The sequence below is a fragment of the Pseudomonas sp. B329 genome (assembly GCF_023127835.1).
In the GTDB taxonomy this organism is placed as follows: Bacteria; Pseudomonadota; Gammaproteobacteria; order Pseudomonadales; family Pseudomonadaceae; genus Aquipseudomonas; species Aquipseudomonas synxantha_A.
The window spans coordinates 71,024-84,535 of the sequence record NZ_SPKP01000020.1 but is presented as its reverse complement, the minus strand read 5'-3'; the positions used below and the strand labels follow the sequence as shown (position 1 = coordinate 84,535).

The 13,512-nt window shown below is 60.8% G+C and carries 11 protein-coding genes and 1 pseudogene; 3 read left to right on the top strand and 9 right to left on the bottom strand.

The features are described 5' to 3' along the window. The 5 genes and pseudogenes from E4P00_RS12385 to E4P00_RS12365 form a co-directional block, all read right to left on the bottom strand. Positions 1-247 (bottom strand): annotated as a pseudogene (locus tag E4P00_RS12385) (arabinose ABC transporter substrate-binding protein); the annotation flags it as partial. A 37-nt stretch (positions 248-284) separates the two neighbouring features. Continuing rightward, the gene (locus E4P00_RS12380; RefSeq protein ID WP_078821053.1) at positions 285-1,148 is read right to left on the bottom strand and encodes an SMP-30/gluconolactonase/LRE family protein; all 864 of its coding nucleotides are present in this window, start codon (positions 1,146-1,148) and stop codon (positions 285-287) included. A 16-nt stretch (positions 1,149-1,164) separates the two neighbouring features. Then, positions 1,165-2,745 carry an aldehyde dehydrogenase (NADP(+)) gene (locus E4P00_RS12375; protein WP_248131626.1) on the bottom strand — a complete coding sequence of 527 codons (1,581 nt, stop codon included), beginning with the start codon at positions 2,743-2,745 and terminating at the stop codon, positions 1,165-1,167. A gap of 10 nt (positions 2,746-2,755) precedes the next feature. After that, a complete protein-coding gene (gene araD1 / locus E4P00_RS12370) occupies positions 2,756-3,748 on the bottom strand; it encodes an AraD1 family protein (protein ID WP_248131624.1) in 993 nt (330 codons plus the stop codon). 16 nt (positions 3,749-3,764) lie between these two features. After that, a complete protein-coding gene (locus tag E4P00_RS12365; protein WP_078821050.1) occupies positions 3,765-5,087 on the bottom strand; it encodes an MFS transporter in 1,323 nt (440 codons plus the stop codon). 192 nt (positions 5,088-5,279) lie between these two features. Here E4P00_RS12365 and E4P00_RS12360 point away from each other — a divergent pair, with 192 nt between their 5' ends. Then, positions 5,280-7,016, top strand: coding sequence for an IlvD/Edd family dehydratase (locus tag E4P00_RS12360; protein ID WP_103735288.1), 1,737 nt, complete (start codon positions 5,280-5,282; stop codon positions 7,014-7,016). Between the two features lie 48 nt (positions 7,017-7,064). After that, positions 7,065-7,787, top strand: coding sequence for a FadR/GntR family transcriptional regulator (locus E4P00_RS12355; protein ID WP_005787481.1), 723 nt, complete (start codon positions 7,065-7,067; stop codon positions 7,785-7,787). Positions 7,788-7,803: 16 nt separating this feature from the next. Here E4P00_RS12355 and E4P00_RS12350 read toward each other — a convergent pair whose 3' ends face one another. The 3 genes from E4P00_RS12350 to E4P00_RS12340 all read right to left on the bottom strand — a co-directional run bounded on the left by E4P00_RS12350 (position 7,804) and on the right by E4P00_RS12340 (position 12,075). Beyond that, positions 7,804-8,403 (bottom strand): hypothetical protein, encoded by a 600-nt coding sequence (locus E4P00_RS12350; RefSeq protein WP_078821049.1) that lies wholly within the window; start codon positions 8,401-8,403, stop codon positions 7,804-7,806. A 240-nt stretch (positions 8,404-8,643) separates the two neighbouring features. Further along, positions 8,644-10,779 carry a TonB-dependent receptor gene (locus tag E4P00_RS12345; protein WP_032876478.1) on the bottom strand — a complete coding sequence of 712 codons (2,136 nt, stop codon included), beginning with the start codon at positions 10,777-10,779 and terminating at the stop codon, positions 8,644-8,646. A 204-nt stretch (positions 10,780-10,983) separates the two neighbouring features. Then, positions 10,984-12,075: an NADH:flavin oxidoreductase/NADH oxidase gene (locus E4P00_RS12340; protein ID WP_032876480.1), complete on the bottom strand. Its 1,092-nt coding sequence runs from the start codon at positions 12,073-12,075 to the stop codon at positions 10,984-10,986. Between the two features lie 91 nt (positions 12,076-12,166). On the opposite strand from E4P00_RS12340, the gene E4P00_RS12335 reads away from it, so the two are divergent. Then, positions 12,167-12,466 carry a helix-turn-helix domain-containing protein gene (locus tag E4P00_RS12335; protein WP_050549300.1) on the top strand — a complete coding sequence of 100 codons (300 nt, stop codon included), beginning with the start codon at positions 12,167-12,169 and terminating at the stop codon, positions 12,464-12,466. A gap of 16 nt (positions 12,467-12,482) precedes the next feature. Here E4P00_RS12335 and E4P00_RS12330 read toward each other — a convergent pair whose 3' ends face one another. Further along, entirely contained in the window at positions 12,483-13,511 is a 1,029-nt protein-coding gene (locus tag E4P00_RS12330) for a GGDEF domain-containing protein (RefSeq protein ID WP_248131622.1), read from the bottom strand. Position 13,512 lies beyond the last annotated feature (1 nt).

Here is a 13,512-nt window from a genome sequence, read left to right as displayed (position 1 = left end):
CCTTGGCACCGTTGGCGGCGAGGCTGTCGATGGCCGAGAGGGTTTTCTCGCCATCGGGCACGGCGATCTTGATCACAGTGAAACCATGCTCCTTGCCGGCTTTTTCGGCGAAGGCCCATTCAGTCTGGAACCACGGCTCTTCGGCCTGCTTGACCAGGAAGCCGATCTTCACTTCTTCGGCGGATACGATGCTGCTGAGGCTGCTTAACGCAACAGCGGCAGCCAGAACGCGTAGAACCTTTTTCATGAACGACACCTCTTGTTGTTGTTTTTGAGTCTTGGGTTTAACCGGCGAAACGATGGCAAGGCTTGCCAGGGACATCCACTTCAATGGCCAACAGCGCACCGTCCAAAGGGTGATCCAAGGGACTCGCGGCACTGGTGATATACAAGGTGGTGAGGTCGGGCCCACCGAACACGCAACTGGTGGGACGGCTGACCGGCAGCTCGATGATGCGGTCGACCTCACCTGCGGGCGTCAGGCGCAGCAGGCAACTGCCGTCCCAACGGGCGTTCCAGATGTAGCCCTCGCTGTCCATGGCCGAGCCGTCCGGCCCACCGCGCTCATGGGGTGCAAACCATACCTGGGCGGGTTCGAGCTGGCCGTCGGACTGGATCGAATGCTGATACAGCGTGCCGTCCATGCTGTCGCCGAAATGCACCTGGCTACCCTCCTCGTTCCAAAGCAACGTGTTGGGAATGCCCAGCCCGGTCAGCAACGGCGTGACCCGCGCATCGGCATCGACACGGAACAGGCCACCGGAGCGCCGGGTGATGGGCAGGTCTTCGCCCTGCTCACCGATATTGTTCTGCATGGTGCCCAGCCACAGCCGGCCCTGGGCATCGCAGCGCGCTTCGTTGCCACGATTGCCCGGCTGCGGGTCGGCCACGCACAGCAGGGTCAGCGCCTGGGTAGCCAGGTCGAGGCGATACACACCGCTGCTCAAGGTCACCAGCGCATCGCCGCTTTCACACGGAATAAACGCCGAGACATGCTCGGGCAACTGCCACACCTGCAACTGCCCGTCCATCCAGCGCAGTGCCTGTTTGGCGGCGATATCCACCCAGTAAAGCGCCTGGGATCGAACATCCCAGAACGGCCCTTCGCCCAACCGGGCACGGTGTGGGGTGACTGCGCTCAACGACATGAAGCCTCCTGATGACTTACAGTGATTCTCGAAACGGTGCGCCATCCACCAAGCGCTGGATACGCAACGGGTTGGCGTTTTTCAACGCGTCGGGCAGCAGGCTATCAGGGTAATTCTGGAAGCACACGGGCCGCAGGAAACGGTCGATGGCCAGGGTGCCGACCGAGGTGCCGCGGGCGTCGGAGGTCGCCGGATACGGCCCGCCGTGCACCATCGAATCGCAGACTTCCACCCCCGTGGGGTAACCGTTGAGCAGGATGCGCCCGACCTTCTGCTCCAGCAGCGGCGTCAACTCGGCGAACTGTTGCAGGTCAGCCGGTTCGCCGATGATCGTGGCGGTCAACTGGCCGTGCAGCCCATGCAGGGCGGCGCTGAGTTGAGCCTGGTCGACGACCTCGACAAACACCGTGGTGGGGCCGAACACTTCTTCCTGCAGCACTTCGTCGTCGTCGATCAGCAAGCGTACATCCGCCTTGAACAGTTGCGGTTGAGCCTGGTTGCCCGCTTGCGCGCTGCCTGCCAGATGCTGGATGCCCGGGTGAGACAGGAGTTTTTCCAGGCCCTTGCCGTAGCTGTCCAGGGTGCCGGTGTTGAGCATGGTTTGCGCCGGTTGCTCACCGATCAATTGCGCGATCTGTTGCGTGAACGCGGTGAACGCAGGCGAAGCGATGCCAATCACCAGTCCGGGGTTGGTGCAGAACTGGCCGCAGCCTTGTACCACCGAGGCAGTCAGGTCGCGGGCGACGCTCTCGGCACGCGTTTGCAGGGCCTGGGGCAGCACGATGACCGGGTTGATGCTCGACATTTCGGCAAATACCGGGATCGGTTGCGGGCGTGCGGCCGCCATATCGCACAGGGCACGACCACCCTTGAGCGAACCGGTAAAGCCCACCGCCTGGATTGCCGGGTGCTTGACCAGCGCTTCACCGACACCGCCGCCGAAGATCATGTTGAACACGCCCGCGGGCATCTCGGTGGCCTCGGCGGCGCGGATGATCGCATCGGCCACGCGCTCGGCGGTCGCCATGTGCCCGCTGTGCGCCTTGAACACCACCGGGCAACCGGCGGCCAGCGCAGCGGCGGTGTCGCCACCGGCGGTGGAAAACGCCAGGGGGAAGTTGCTGGCACCGAACACAGCCACCGGGCCCAGGCCGATACGGTATTGACGCAGGTCCGGACGCGGCAACGGCTGGCGGTCGGGCTGGGCTTTGTCGATACGCGCCCCGTAGAAATCACCACGGCGCAGCACGGTGGCGAACAAGCGCATCTGGCCACTGGTACGCCCGCGCTCGCCTTTGATACGGGCAGCAGGCAACGCCGTTTCGCGACAGACCAACTCGACGAAATCATCGCCCAGCGCGTCCAGCTCATCGGCCACCGCGTCCAGAAACCGCGCACGCCGTGCGGCGCTCAAGGCGCGGTAGGCCGGGTAAGCGGCCGCTGCGGCTTTGGCGGCGGCATCCACCTCTTGCGGGGTGGCCTGGTAGAAATCCTGGGGCAAGGCTTCGCCGGTGATGGCATCGATACTCTGCAGCTTGACGCTGCCGTTGGCGCTGCGCTGGCCGCCGATGTAGTTGTGGCCGAGGAACTGGGTCATGTAGGTCTCCTTAAAGGGTGATGACGTGGCCGGGTTCGAATACCGCGTCGACCGTGCCGATGCCGTTGATCAATGGCGCGCCGAACTCAGCCTGGCTGATCTGGAACACATCGCCCGGTTGAGTACGTATACCGTCGGCGAATGACAGGGTGGCGGTGCCGAAGAAGTGAATATGCACATCGCCCGGTTTGAGAAACTGACTGTATTTGAAGTGGTGGTATTCAAGATTTTCCAGGCTGTGGCACATGTTGGCTTCGCCGCTGAGGAATTCGTTCTGCCAGATCACCTCGCCGTTACGCAGGATGCGGCTGGTACCGGCCAGATGCGCGGGCAACTCGCCCACGCGCAGCTCCGGGCCATAGCTGCAACTGCGCAGTTTGGAATGGGCCAGGTACAGGTAGTTCTTGCGTTCCATCACATGGTCGGAGAACTCGTTGCCCACCGCGAAGCCCAGGCGATAAGGCTTGCGGTCGTGACCGATCACATACAGGCCGCCGATTTCCGGCTCTTCGCCGGCGTCTTCGGCAAACGGCGGCACCGGGAAGGCGGCGCCTGGACGCACGACAATGCTGCCGTCGCCCTTGTAGAACCACTCCGGCTGCACACCGGCCTGGCCGGCAGCGGGTTTGCCGCCCTCCACGCCCCATTTGAAGATGCGCATGGTGTCGGTCATCGCGCTTTCATCACCGGCCTGCTGGTGCATCTTGTCGCGGGCCGAGGCACTGCCCAGGTGGGTCAGGCCGGTGCCGCTGATCAGCATATGGGCCGGGTCCGGGTGGTCCAGCGGTGGCAGGATTTTAAGTTCGGCCAGCAGCGCCGCGTAGTCATGACTGGCGCCCAGGCCCAGGCTCTGTACCTGTTGCTGCAATTTGACCCCGGCTTCGATAGCGGCCAGGGCCAATTCGCGCACGCTGTGTGCGCCCTGCACTTCCCGCAGGGTGTTGCCTTCCACCACGCCGACGCGGCGCTCACCGTTGCTCAACTCGAACTGAACTAAACGCATGCAGGTTCTCCTGGATTTAAGTACGTGTGGCGCCACGGGCGCTGGCAGCAAATTGATCGACCGGCAGTACATGCTTGCGCTCCAGCAAGCGGTAGACCACGAGGGTCAGCAGCAACCCGAACAGCATCACGCCGGATAGGAAATACAGGCCAGAGGCGAGGTTGCCGGTGTACTCCTTGAGCGCCCCGATCACGAACGGGCCGATATAGCCGCCAAGGTTGCCCACCGAGTTGATCAAGGCGATGCCGGCCGCCGCGCTGGCACCGGCAAAAAAACGTCCCGGCAAAGTCCAGAACACCGCCGTGCAGGAAAACATCGCGAAGGCCGCCAGGCACAGCGCGGCCATCTGCAGCACCGGCACACTCAGCCAGGCACTGCAGAACAGGCCAATGGCGCCGAGCACATAGAGCACGGCGAGATGGCCATAGCGGTCGTTCAATCGATCGGAACTGCGCGGGATGATCAGCAGGCCGATGATGCCGAAGATATAGGGCACGGCCGAGATGAAGCCGGTGGTGAGGTCACTGCCACCGAACTGCTTGATCAAGGTCGGTAACCACAGGCCCAGGCCGTAGATGCTCAGGGTCACCGGCAGGTAGAACAGCGCCAGCAACAGCACGCGTTTGTCTTTGAGCGCGTGCAGCGGGTTGCCGTGACGGGTCTGGCCGTAGGCTTGCAGGTCTTTTTCCAGCTCGCCGGTAAGCCAGGTTTTCTCTTGCTCGCTCATCCAGCTGACCTGCCTGGGACCGTCCGGCAGGTAGCGCAGCACCGGCCAGGTCAGCAGGATCGCCGGGGTGCCGATCACGATAAACAGCCACTGCCAACCGTGCAGGCCAAGAATGCCGTCCATGCCGAGCAAACCACCGGACACGGGCCCGGTGATCATCATTGCAATGGGTTGGGAGAGAATGAACAGCCCAAGGATCTTGCCGCGATGGCGCACCGGGAACCACTGGGTGATGTAGTACAGCACGCCGGGGAAGAACCCCGCTTCCGCCGCGCCCAGCAGAAAGCGCATCACATAGAAACTGTGCGGCCCCTGCACAAAGGCCATGCCGATGGTGATGGCGCCCCAGGTAATCATGATGCGCGCAAACCAGCGCCGCGCGCCGAAGCGGTCGAGCATCAGGTTGCTGGGGATCTCGAACAGAAAGTAGCCGATGAAGAACAACCCTGCGCCCAAACCATAGGCAGCGTCACCGATACCTACGTCGGCGCCCATGTGCAGCTTGGCGAACCCTACGGCGGAACGGTCTACGTAGGCGATCAGGTACAGCAGGATCAGGAAGGGAATCAGTTTCAGCGTGATGCGCCGAATAAGCCGCAATTCCTGGCTCATGGGGTCGATCTCCGATTGTTGTTTTTATAGAAGCTCGGGGGGACGCCTCTCGCGAAATCCGCCAGGGTCATACCTCAGTTGAGAAAGACTATATAGTATGACTATTTACAAAACAACACTTCCAAAGCAGCGATTTTGCGCTTATGTTTAAGCACGCATAGAACATATAGTCATACAATAAGAGAATCGATCATGCCTGACAAAAAGCCCGGCCTACGCTCCGCCCAGTGGTTTGGTACCGCCGACAAAAACGGCTTCATGTACCGCAGCTGGATGAAGAACCAGGGCATTGCCGACCACCAGTTCCATGGCAAGCCGATCATCGGCATCTGTAACACCTGGTCGGAGCTGACCCCGTGCAACGCGCATTTCCGCCAGATCGCCGAGCACGTCAAGCGCGGCGTGATCGAGGCCGGTGGCTTCCCGGTGGAGTTCCCGGTGTTCTCCAACGGCGAATCCAACCTGCGCCCTACCGCGATGCTGACCCGCAACCTGGCAAGCATGGATGTGGAAGAAGCGATTCGCGGTAACCCGATTGACGGTGTGGTGCTGCTGACCGGCTGCGACAAAACCACCCCGGCGCTGCTGATGGGCGCCGCCAGTTGTGATGTCCCGGCTATCGTGGTCACCGGCGGGCCGATGCTCAATGGTAAACACAAGGGCCAGGACATCGGCTCGGGCACGGTGGTGTGGCAGCTCAGCGAACAGGTCAAGGCCGGCACCATCACCCTGGATGACTTCCTCGCGGCCGAAGGCGGTATGTCGCGCTCGGCAGGCACCTGCAACACCATGGGCACCGCCTCGACCATGGCGTGCATGGCCGAGGCACTGGGCACGTCCCTGCCCCACAACGCGGCGATCCCAGCGGTGGATGCGCGGCGTTATGTGCTGGCGCACATGTCCGGTATGCGTGCGGTCGAGATGGTGCGCGAAGACTTGAAGCTGTCGAAGATCCTCACCAAAGAAGCGTTTGAAAACGCGATTCGCGTGAACGCGGCCATCGGCGGTTCGACCAACGCGGTGATTCATCTTAAAGCCATCGCCGGGCGCATCGGCGTGGAGCTGGACCTCGATGACTGGACCCGCATCGGGCGCGGCATACCGACCATCGTCGACCTGCAACCCTCAGGGCGCTTCCTGATGGAAGAGTTCTACTACGCTGGCGGCCTGCCTGCCGTGTTGCGTCGCCTGGGTGAGGCCAACCTGATCCCACACCCGAACGCCTTGACCGTCAACGGCAAGTCCCTGGGCGAGAACACCAAGGACTCGCCGATCTACGGCCAGGACGAAGTGATCCGCACCCTCGACAACCCGATTCGCGCCGACGGCGGCATCTGCGTGCTGCGCGGCAATCTGGCGCCGTTGGGTGCGGTGCTCAAGCCGTCTGCCGCCAGCGCCGAACTGATGCAACACCGTGGCCGTGCGGTGGTGTTCGAAAACTTCGACATGTACAAGGCGCGCATCAACGATCCGGAGCTGGACGTGGACGCCAACTCGATCCTGGTCATGAAGAACTGCGGCCCCAAGGGTTACCCAGGCATGGCCGAGGTCGGCAACATGGGACTGCCGGCCAAACTGCTGGCCCAGGGCGTGACTGACATGGTGCGCATTTCCGATGCGCGCATGAGCGGCACCGCCTACGGCACGGTGGTCTTGCACGTGGCACCGGAAGCCGCTGCCGGCGGGCCATTGGCGGCCGTGAAGGAAGGTGACTGGATTGAACTCGACTGCGCCAATGGCCGCCTGCACCTGGACATCCCCGACGCCGAGCTGGCGGCGCGCATGGCTGATCTGGCGCCACCGCAAAAGCTGATCGTCGGTGGCTATCGCCAACTGTACATCGACCATGTGCTGCAAGCCGACCAGGGCTGCGACTTTGACTTCCTGGTGGGCTGCCGCGGAGCGGAAGTCCCACGGCATTCCCACTAATTGGGATGCTATGATGCGGCGAATTCAAGCCAGAGCCTGCCCGTCGTTATGGATCACCAGCCGCCCAAGCCGCGCAAGAGCCAGCATGCCCAGATCGTTCAGGACCTGGGCATGCACATCGTTTCCGGTCGCTTCAAGCCCGAAGAACGGTTGCCCATGGAAGCCACGCTGTGCGAGGAATACCAGGTCAGCCGTTCAGTGTTGCGCGAGGCGACGCGGGTGCTCAGCGCCAAGGGCCTGGTGTATTCCAAGCCACGGGTGGGTGCGGTGGTACGGCCACGCTTGAAATGGCACCTGCTCGACCCGGATGTGCTGTCCTGGTTGATGCAGTCCACGCCCCACAGTGAGTTCTTCAATACACTGGCCGGGGTGCGCCGCATCCTCGAACCGGAAATCGCTGCCATGGCCGCGACCACCGCCACCGATGAAGACATCGCCATCATCGAACAAGCCTACCAGGGCATGGAAACCGCCAAGACCCACGAGGACCTGTTGCAGGCCGACCTGGACTTCCACCGCGCGATTGCCGACGCCACCCGCAACGACCTGCTCGCCTATATGTGCAACATGCTCTCGTTGCCGCTGCGCGAGTCGATCAATATCACCAACCGCCGCCCGGATATCCAGGGCCTGAGCCTGCCCCGGCACAAGGCAATCCTCACCGCGATCCAGAACCGCGATGCGCTGGGCGCAAGGCATGCTTCGCTGGTACAACTGGATGACACGCGGGTGGCGCTGGATACGGTGATGAATGTATTGACGCCGTTGTAACCCCACCCCGTCGCACTCACTCCTGATTGTTATTGTTGGCTCTGGGGCAGGTGTTATCGCCCTCTTTTTTCAGCGCCAGCACCGCCTGGCGCTCGGACAACAAGTGGGTGATAGCCCCGCCGATAGCGGCAGATATAAGCGCCAGGGCTTCTTTAGGCAGATTGATCGCCGCCCACGTCAAGCCGCCGATCAGCAGGATGACAAACAGGATATTGAAACGTGACACACCCAGTTTTATCGAGCGCACGATATCGGACGTGTCCTGCATCTTTTCAAAGCGTTTAAGGTCTTCGAACTTACGCACCGATTCCAACGTTTCCAGATAGTGGGTTTCGGCCCGTTTCAATTTCTTGATCACGTCGGCTTCGAGCATAACCTCCTCTATCTCGATCCTGACCAGGCTGATATTGGCACCTGGCCGGCCGAGGATTTCGGAGCTCAACGAACTTTCGGCAAGCTCGGCCAACAGATACGTGTATGAGGTCTCGCTGATTTCCTTGGCGTATTTTTGCAAGGCTGACGTGTAGCACTTGGTGGCGTACCGGGTGAACAGACGCTCCGCATCGTTGGTTTTTTTAATCAGTTCTTCAACTTCATTTATGAGTTCCTGTTCCATTTTTAATATCCCTATTAAGCGTGGCTTGGAAAAATAATAAGCGCCGACCACTACGCTGACACGTTAACGGCAAACATCCCTCCATCGCCCTTCACTGTCTACTGTCAAACCTGACAGTAACGCAGCTGCAAATGTGGGAGGGGGTTTGCTCCCGATAGTGGTGTATCAGTCAAAAACATTGAGACTGACTCACCGCTATCGGGAGCAAACCCCCTCCCACATTGAGTACTGTGTATAGCCTTATAGGGTGTAGGAGATTCCGACCTGCACGGTGCGTGGTGCGCCTGGGTAAGCGTAGATATTGCCGAACGCGCCTTCCTCATACTCGCGGTTGAACAGGTTTTTCACGTCCAGATTCAGACGCACCTGCTCGTTGACCTTGTAGTAACCCAGCAGGTCGACCACGGTGTAGGCGTCCATCGAGAAGGCCGTATTGGCGGTCTGGCCGGCGCGCTGGTCGACGTACTTACCACCGGCACCCAGGCCCAGCCCTTTGAGTGCGCCGTCCTGGAACTCGTAGACGTTGAGCAGGCTGAAGCTGTTGCGCGGGATGTTCATCAAGCGGGTGCCGGCGCGCAGGGTGGTGTCGCGGGTCACTTCGGCGTCCACGTAGGCGTAGCCGCCGATCACACGCCACTCGGGTGTGAGGTTGCCCGCCACGTTGAGGTCAAATCCGCGGCTGCGTACCTGGCCGGTCGCGACACTCAGGGTATTGTCCAAAGGGTCGGTGGCCAGCACGTTTTTCTTTTCGATCTGGTAGATCGCCGCGTCGACGCTCAGTTGACGATCAAGCGCCTCCCACTTGATGCCCATCTCGTAGGACTTGCCTTTCTCCGGCGCGAAACCACCGCCTTCGCGGCTGGCGCCGGTGTTGGGTTTGAACGAACGGGCGGCGTCGGCATAGACCGCGACGGTGTCGGTGAGGTCGTAGATCACGCCCACACGCGGGGTGACGGCGTTGTCGGCGGCGGTCCACGGTTTTACTCCCGCCACATAACTTTGGTAGTCATGTTCAAAACGCTCGAAACGCGCACCTGCCAAGACTTTCAGACGCTCGGTCAGTGCCACCTGGTCCTGCACGAAGGCGGCGTAGGTCTTGAGGTTTTCTTTATCGTGGGTGGGCGTGCGAGTCAGCGCCGGTCGCGTTTGGCCGTACACCGGATTGAAGATGTCGATCGGGTAAGTGCCCAGGGCCGCACTGGAACGCTGGATGATCGACTTGTAGTCGTAATCCTCGTACTCGATACCGGTGAGCAAGGTGTGCTCGAACCCGCCCGTGGAGAAGTGGCCCGTCAGGTTGAGCTGGTAATCCTTGTCGGTCCATTCCAGCTTGCGGTAGTTGAAGTTGCGTTGCAGGGTACGGCCATCGGCGCCCAGGCTGCTCGGTCCATTGGCTTCAATGGCGTTACCTTTCAAGCTGCCGTCCAACCATTGGAAACCGCCGCCCAGGGTCCAGTTGTCGTTGAGCGCGTGCTCGAAACGCAACTGGGCCATGTTGTTGTCGTTGTGCAGCTTGCCGGCATCCTTGTCGCCCCAGAACGTATCGCGCGATGGCGTGCCGCGCTGGTTGGGGAAACGCGTCAGGCCACGGTCCAGCGGGTGGTTGTTGCGCATGAAGTCGCCTTCGAAGGTCACCTTGGTGGCGTCGGTGGCCTGCCAGGTGATCACCGGCGTCACGCCGTAGCGCTCGGTCTCGACATGATCGCGGAAGGTATCGCCACCCTCGCCCACCACGTTGAGGCGATACGCCAGACGGCCCTCTTCGTCCAGAGGGCCGGAGGCATCCAGGGTGCCGCGCTTCATGCCCTGGTCATTCACCTGGCTGCCCAGGGTGACCGTGCGTTCGGCCAAGGGTTGCTTGGACACCACGTTGAACGTACCACCGGGGTCGCCACGGCCGTAGAGCATGGTTGCGGGGCCGCGCAACACCTCAAGGCGTTCGATGGTGTTGGCATCCGGCATGTTCGGGTAACCCCGGTTGATCGGGAACCCATTGCGGTAGAACTCACCGGTGGTGAAGCCACGCACGGTGAAGGTGGTCAGGCCCTGGCCGCCAAAGTTGTTGGCGCGGCCGACGCCGCCGGCGTAGTCGAGAGCATCTTGCAGGCGGGTTGCGCCGATATCCTCGACCACGTCTTTGGAGACAACGCTGATGGACTGCGGGGTTTCATGAATCGAGGTGTCGGTGCGCGTCGCACTGGCTGAACGGGTGGCATGGTAGCCCTGCACCGGGCCCTGCGCCGATTCGAAGTCTGCAGTAGCGGTCACATTGGTGGCTTGCAGCTCGATACTGGCTTTTTCAGCAGGGGCATCCTCTGCCCAGGTCAAAGGGGAAAACGCCTGGAGCACACAGATTGAAATCAGGGTACGACGCATGGATGTAAACCTAGTGAATGAGCCAGATGGGGCGGCAAACCTGCCAATAATTCGCCGCGCATCATATCTCAGCATATTCTCGTTTGATATCAATTCTCATTTGTTATTTTTCAAGTATCGGCGTTGTATCGAGCGGGTACTGCAAAAACCACGGGCGAAAAAAAGCCACTCAATCGAGTGGCTCATATCACCGGCTGGCTGGCCTCAACGGTAGCGTTCCAACCAATGTGCGTAAGGCGCCGGCAAGGTCCAGGAGGACTTGTCCACGCCCAACTCCTTGGCGGCAAAGTACGCCCAGTGCGGATCGGCCAAATGCGCACGCCCTACCGAAACCAGGTCCAGATGACCTGCCTGCAGCGCGCCTTCGGCCAGTTGCGGAGTACCAAAGCCCCACGCCGACGTCACCGGAATACCGGCTTCACGACGTACACGTTCAGCAATTGGCCCCATGAACGCCGGACCCCACGGGATGTTGGTGTCAGGAATCGTGAAGCCGACACTGACGCTCAACAGATCCAGGCCACCGGCCTTGAAGCGGCGTGCCAGCTCGATGGACTCGGTAAGCGTCTGCTCGTCGCGGCCGTCATATTCGATCACGCCAAAGCGTGCGGTCAGTGGCAGGTTTTCCGGCCAGACTTCACGTACGGCGGCCAGGGTTTCCAGCAGAAAACGGCTGCGGTTATCGAAGCTGCCGCCGTAGGCATCGGTGCGCTGGTTGGAGTGCTCGGAGAAAAAGCTTTGGCCCAGGTAACCGTGGGCGAAGTGCAGTTCGATCCATTCAAAACCGGCATCGCGGGCGCGACGGGCGGCATCGACGAAGTCTTGCTGGACGCGGGCGATGTCTTCCAGGGTCATGGCACGCGGCACGTTGGGCAAATTGGCGCCGAATGCAATGGCCGACGGCGCGATGGTTTCCCAACTGCGGGCATCGGAAGCCGGGATGTGGTCATCGCCCTCCCATGGGCGGTTGGCGCTGGCTTTGCGGCCCGCGTGGGCGATCTGGATGCCCGGTACCGAACCTGCGGCCTTGATGGCCTTGACCATCGGCACGAACGCCTGGGCATGGGCATCGCTCCAGATACCGGCGCAGCCTGGGGTGATACGCCCCTCCGGTGCGACTGCTGTGGCCTCGACTACCAGCAGGCCGGCACCGCCCCGGGCCATGCCGGCCAGGTGCACATGGTGCCAGTCGTTGACCATGCCGTCGTCGGCCATGTATTGGCACATCGGCGGGATGGCAATGCGATTGCGCAAGGTAACGTCTTTGAGTTTGAACGGTTCGAACAATGCGGACATCAGATACTCCGAGAGAAGCGTGTGTGATTCGATAGTTCGATGGTAATCGAACTATGGTATTGAACGCTACCCCCCTGTTATGATCCGCCCCATGCGAGCCTTCAAACACCCTACCCTGCAAGAATTGACGCTTGAGCGCGTGCTGTACGCCCTCAGCGACCCCGTGCGCCTGGACATCGTGCGCTGCCTGGCCGGCGTGGCCGAAGCCAGCTGTGGTGAACTGGATGGCGGGCGACCCAAGTCCAGCATGTCCCACCACTTCAGGGTATTACGTGATGCAGGCCTGGTACACACGCGCAATGTGGGCACCACCCATATGAATTCGTTGCGCCGTGAAGAGCTTGAGAGCCGCTTTCCCGGGTTGCTGGCGAGTGTTCTTGCGCAATCCTAGCCGGCGTTTTGCCCCCTCAGGACGCAACAGGCTGCAGCAACACGCCATTAAGGTGCACGCAGTCCTTGCCATTGCGCTTGGCGCCGTAGAGATTTTTGTCCGCCATCTTGAGCACCGCCGATAACTCGTCACCTGGCGCGAAGCGTGCCATGCCCGCACTGCAGGTGTAGTTGTGAGGCGCGGCAACACTTGAGCGTATGGCCTGCAACAAACCCAGCACGAACTCACGGGCGAAGACCGGGTCATCGTCCTGCAACAACACGCCGAACTCCTCCCCGCCGATTCTTCCAAAGCTGTGGCTGCCTTTGGCGTTTTTCAGGCACACGGCCATGGCCCGCAGGATCTTGTCACCGACATCGTGACCGTACAGATCATTTTTTGCCTTGAAGCTGTCGATATCCAACATGATGAAGTAGCCAGCCTGGCCGCTGTCGAGCAACTGTTCGAAGCTTTGCATAAAAGCGCGACGGTTAAGGATCGAGGTCAAATAATCGGTTTCGGCCAAGGCGCGAAACTCGCTTTCCACCAACAACACCGAACGCAGGTTCTTCAAATACGAATAACTCAGGATAAATCCGATGGAGACCGAAGATGCGCAAAATATCAGCAGATACGCCTGTGTTCCTGCATATGTATCGGCCTGCATCGGCGACCATAATATGAACCAGACCAACAGGGCGCCGACCAGATAATCCTGAACACTGATAAACAAGATAGCGCTGCCGACCACCAGGGTGACGGCCAGGGGCAAGCCGTAGATACGCAACTCCTGATTAAGGCCAATGACATAGGCAAACCCCACGGATAACATCACGATATAGGCCACTCCCAGCATCCGCCACAGTAGAAAGTTGGCGGTTTTGGAGTGAAACCGGCACACCAGCAACAGGCCAATGGTGACACCCAACATGGACAGGTCGAACTGCATGGCCGGATGAATCAGCCAGATACCGACCCAGGCAATGATCCCGATCCATTCCGCTTGGGTCACCGCAGGCGACAACAACCTGCGCATCCTGGGCCTTAACTTCAAGTTAGCAGGCATC

Bases quoted from the DNA above. Each gene is read 5' to 3' on its own strand.
- E4P00_RS12380 (WP_078821053.1), bottom strand. From the start codon at position 1,148: ATGTCGTTGAGCGCAGTCACCCCACACCGTGCCCGGTTGGGCGAAGGG.
- E4P00_RS12375 (WP_248131626.1), bottom strand. From the start codon at position 2,745: ATGACCCAGTTCCTCGGCCACAACTACATCGGCGGCCAGCGCAGCGCC.
- araD1 (WP_248131624.1), bottom strand. From the start codon at position 3,748: ATGCGTTTAGTTCAGTTCGAGTTGAGCAACGGTGAGCGCCGCGTCGGC.
- E4P00_RS12365 (WP_078821050.1), bottom strand. From the start codon at position 5,087: ATGAGCCAGGAATTGCGGCTTATTCGGCGCATCACGCTGAAACTGATT.
- E4P00_RS12360 (WP_103735288.1), top strand. From the start codon at position 5,280: ATGCCTGACAAAAAGCCCGGCCTACGCTCCGCCCAGTGGTTTGGTACC.
- E4P00_RS12355 (WP_005787481.1), top strand. From the start codon at position 7,065: ATGGATCACCAGCCGCCCAAGCCGCGCAAGAGCCAGCATGCCCAGATC.
- E4P00_RS12350 (WP_078821049.1), bottom strand. From the start codon at position 8,403: ATGGAACAGGAACTCATAAATGAAGTTGAAGAACTGATTAAAAAAACC.
- E4P00_RS12345 (WP_032876478.1), bottom strand. From the start codon at position 10,779: ATGCGTCGTACCCTGATTTCAATCTGTGTGCTCCAGGCGTTTTCCCCT.
- E4P00_RS12340 (WP_032876480.1), bottom strand. From the start codon at position 12,075: ATGTCCGCATTGTTCGAACCGTTCAAACTCAAAGACGTTACCTTGCGC.
- E4P00_RS12335 (WP_050549300.1), top strand. From the start codon at position 12,167: ATGCGAGCCTTCAAACACCCTACCCTGCAAGAATTGACGCTTGAGCGC.
- E4P00_RS12330 (WP_248131622.1), bottom strand. From the start codon at position 13,511: ATGCCTGCTAACTTGAAGTTAAGGCCCAGGATGCGCAGGTTGTTGTCG.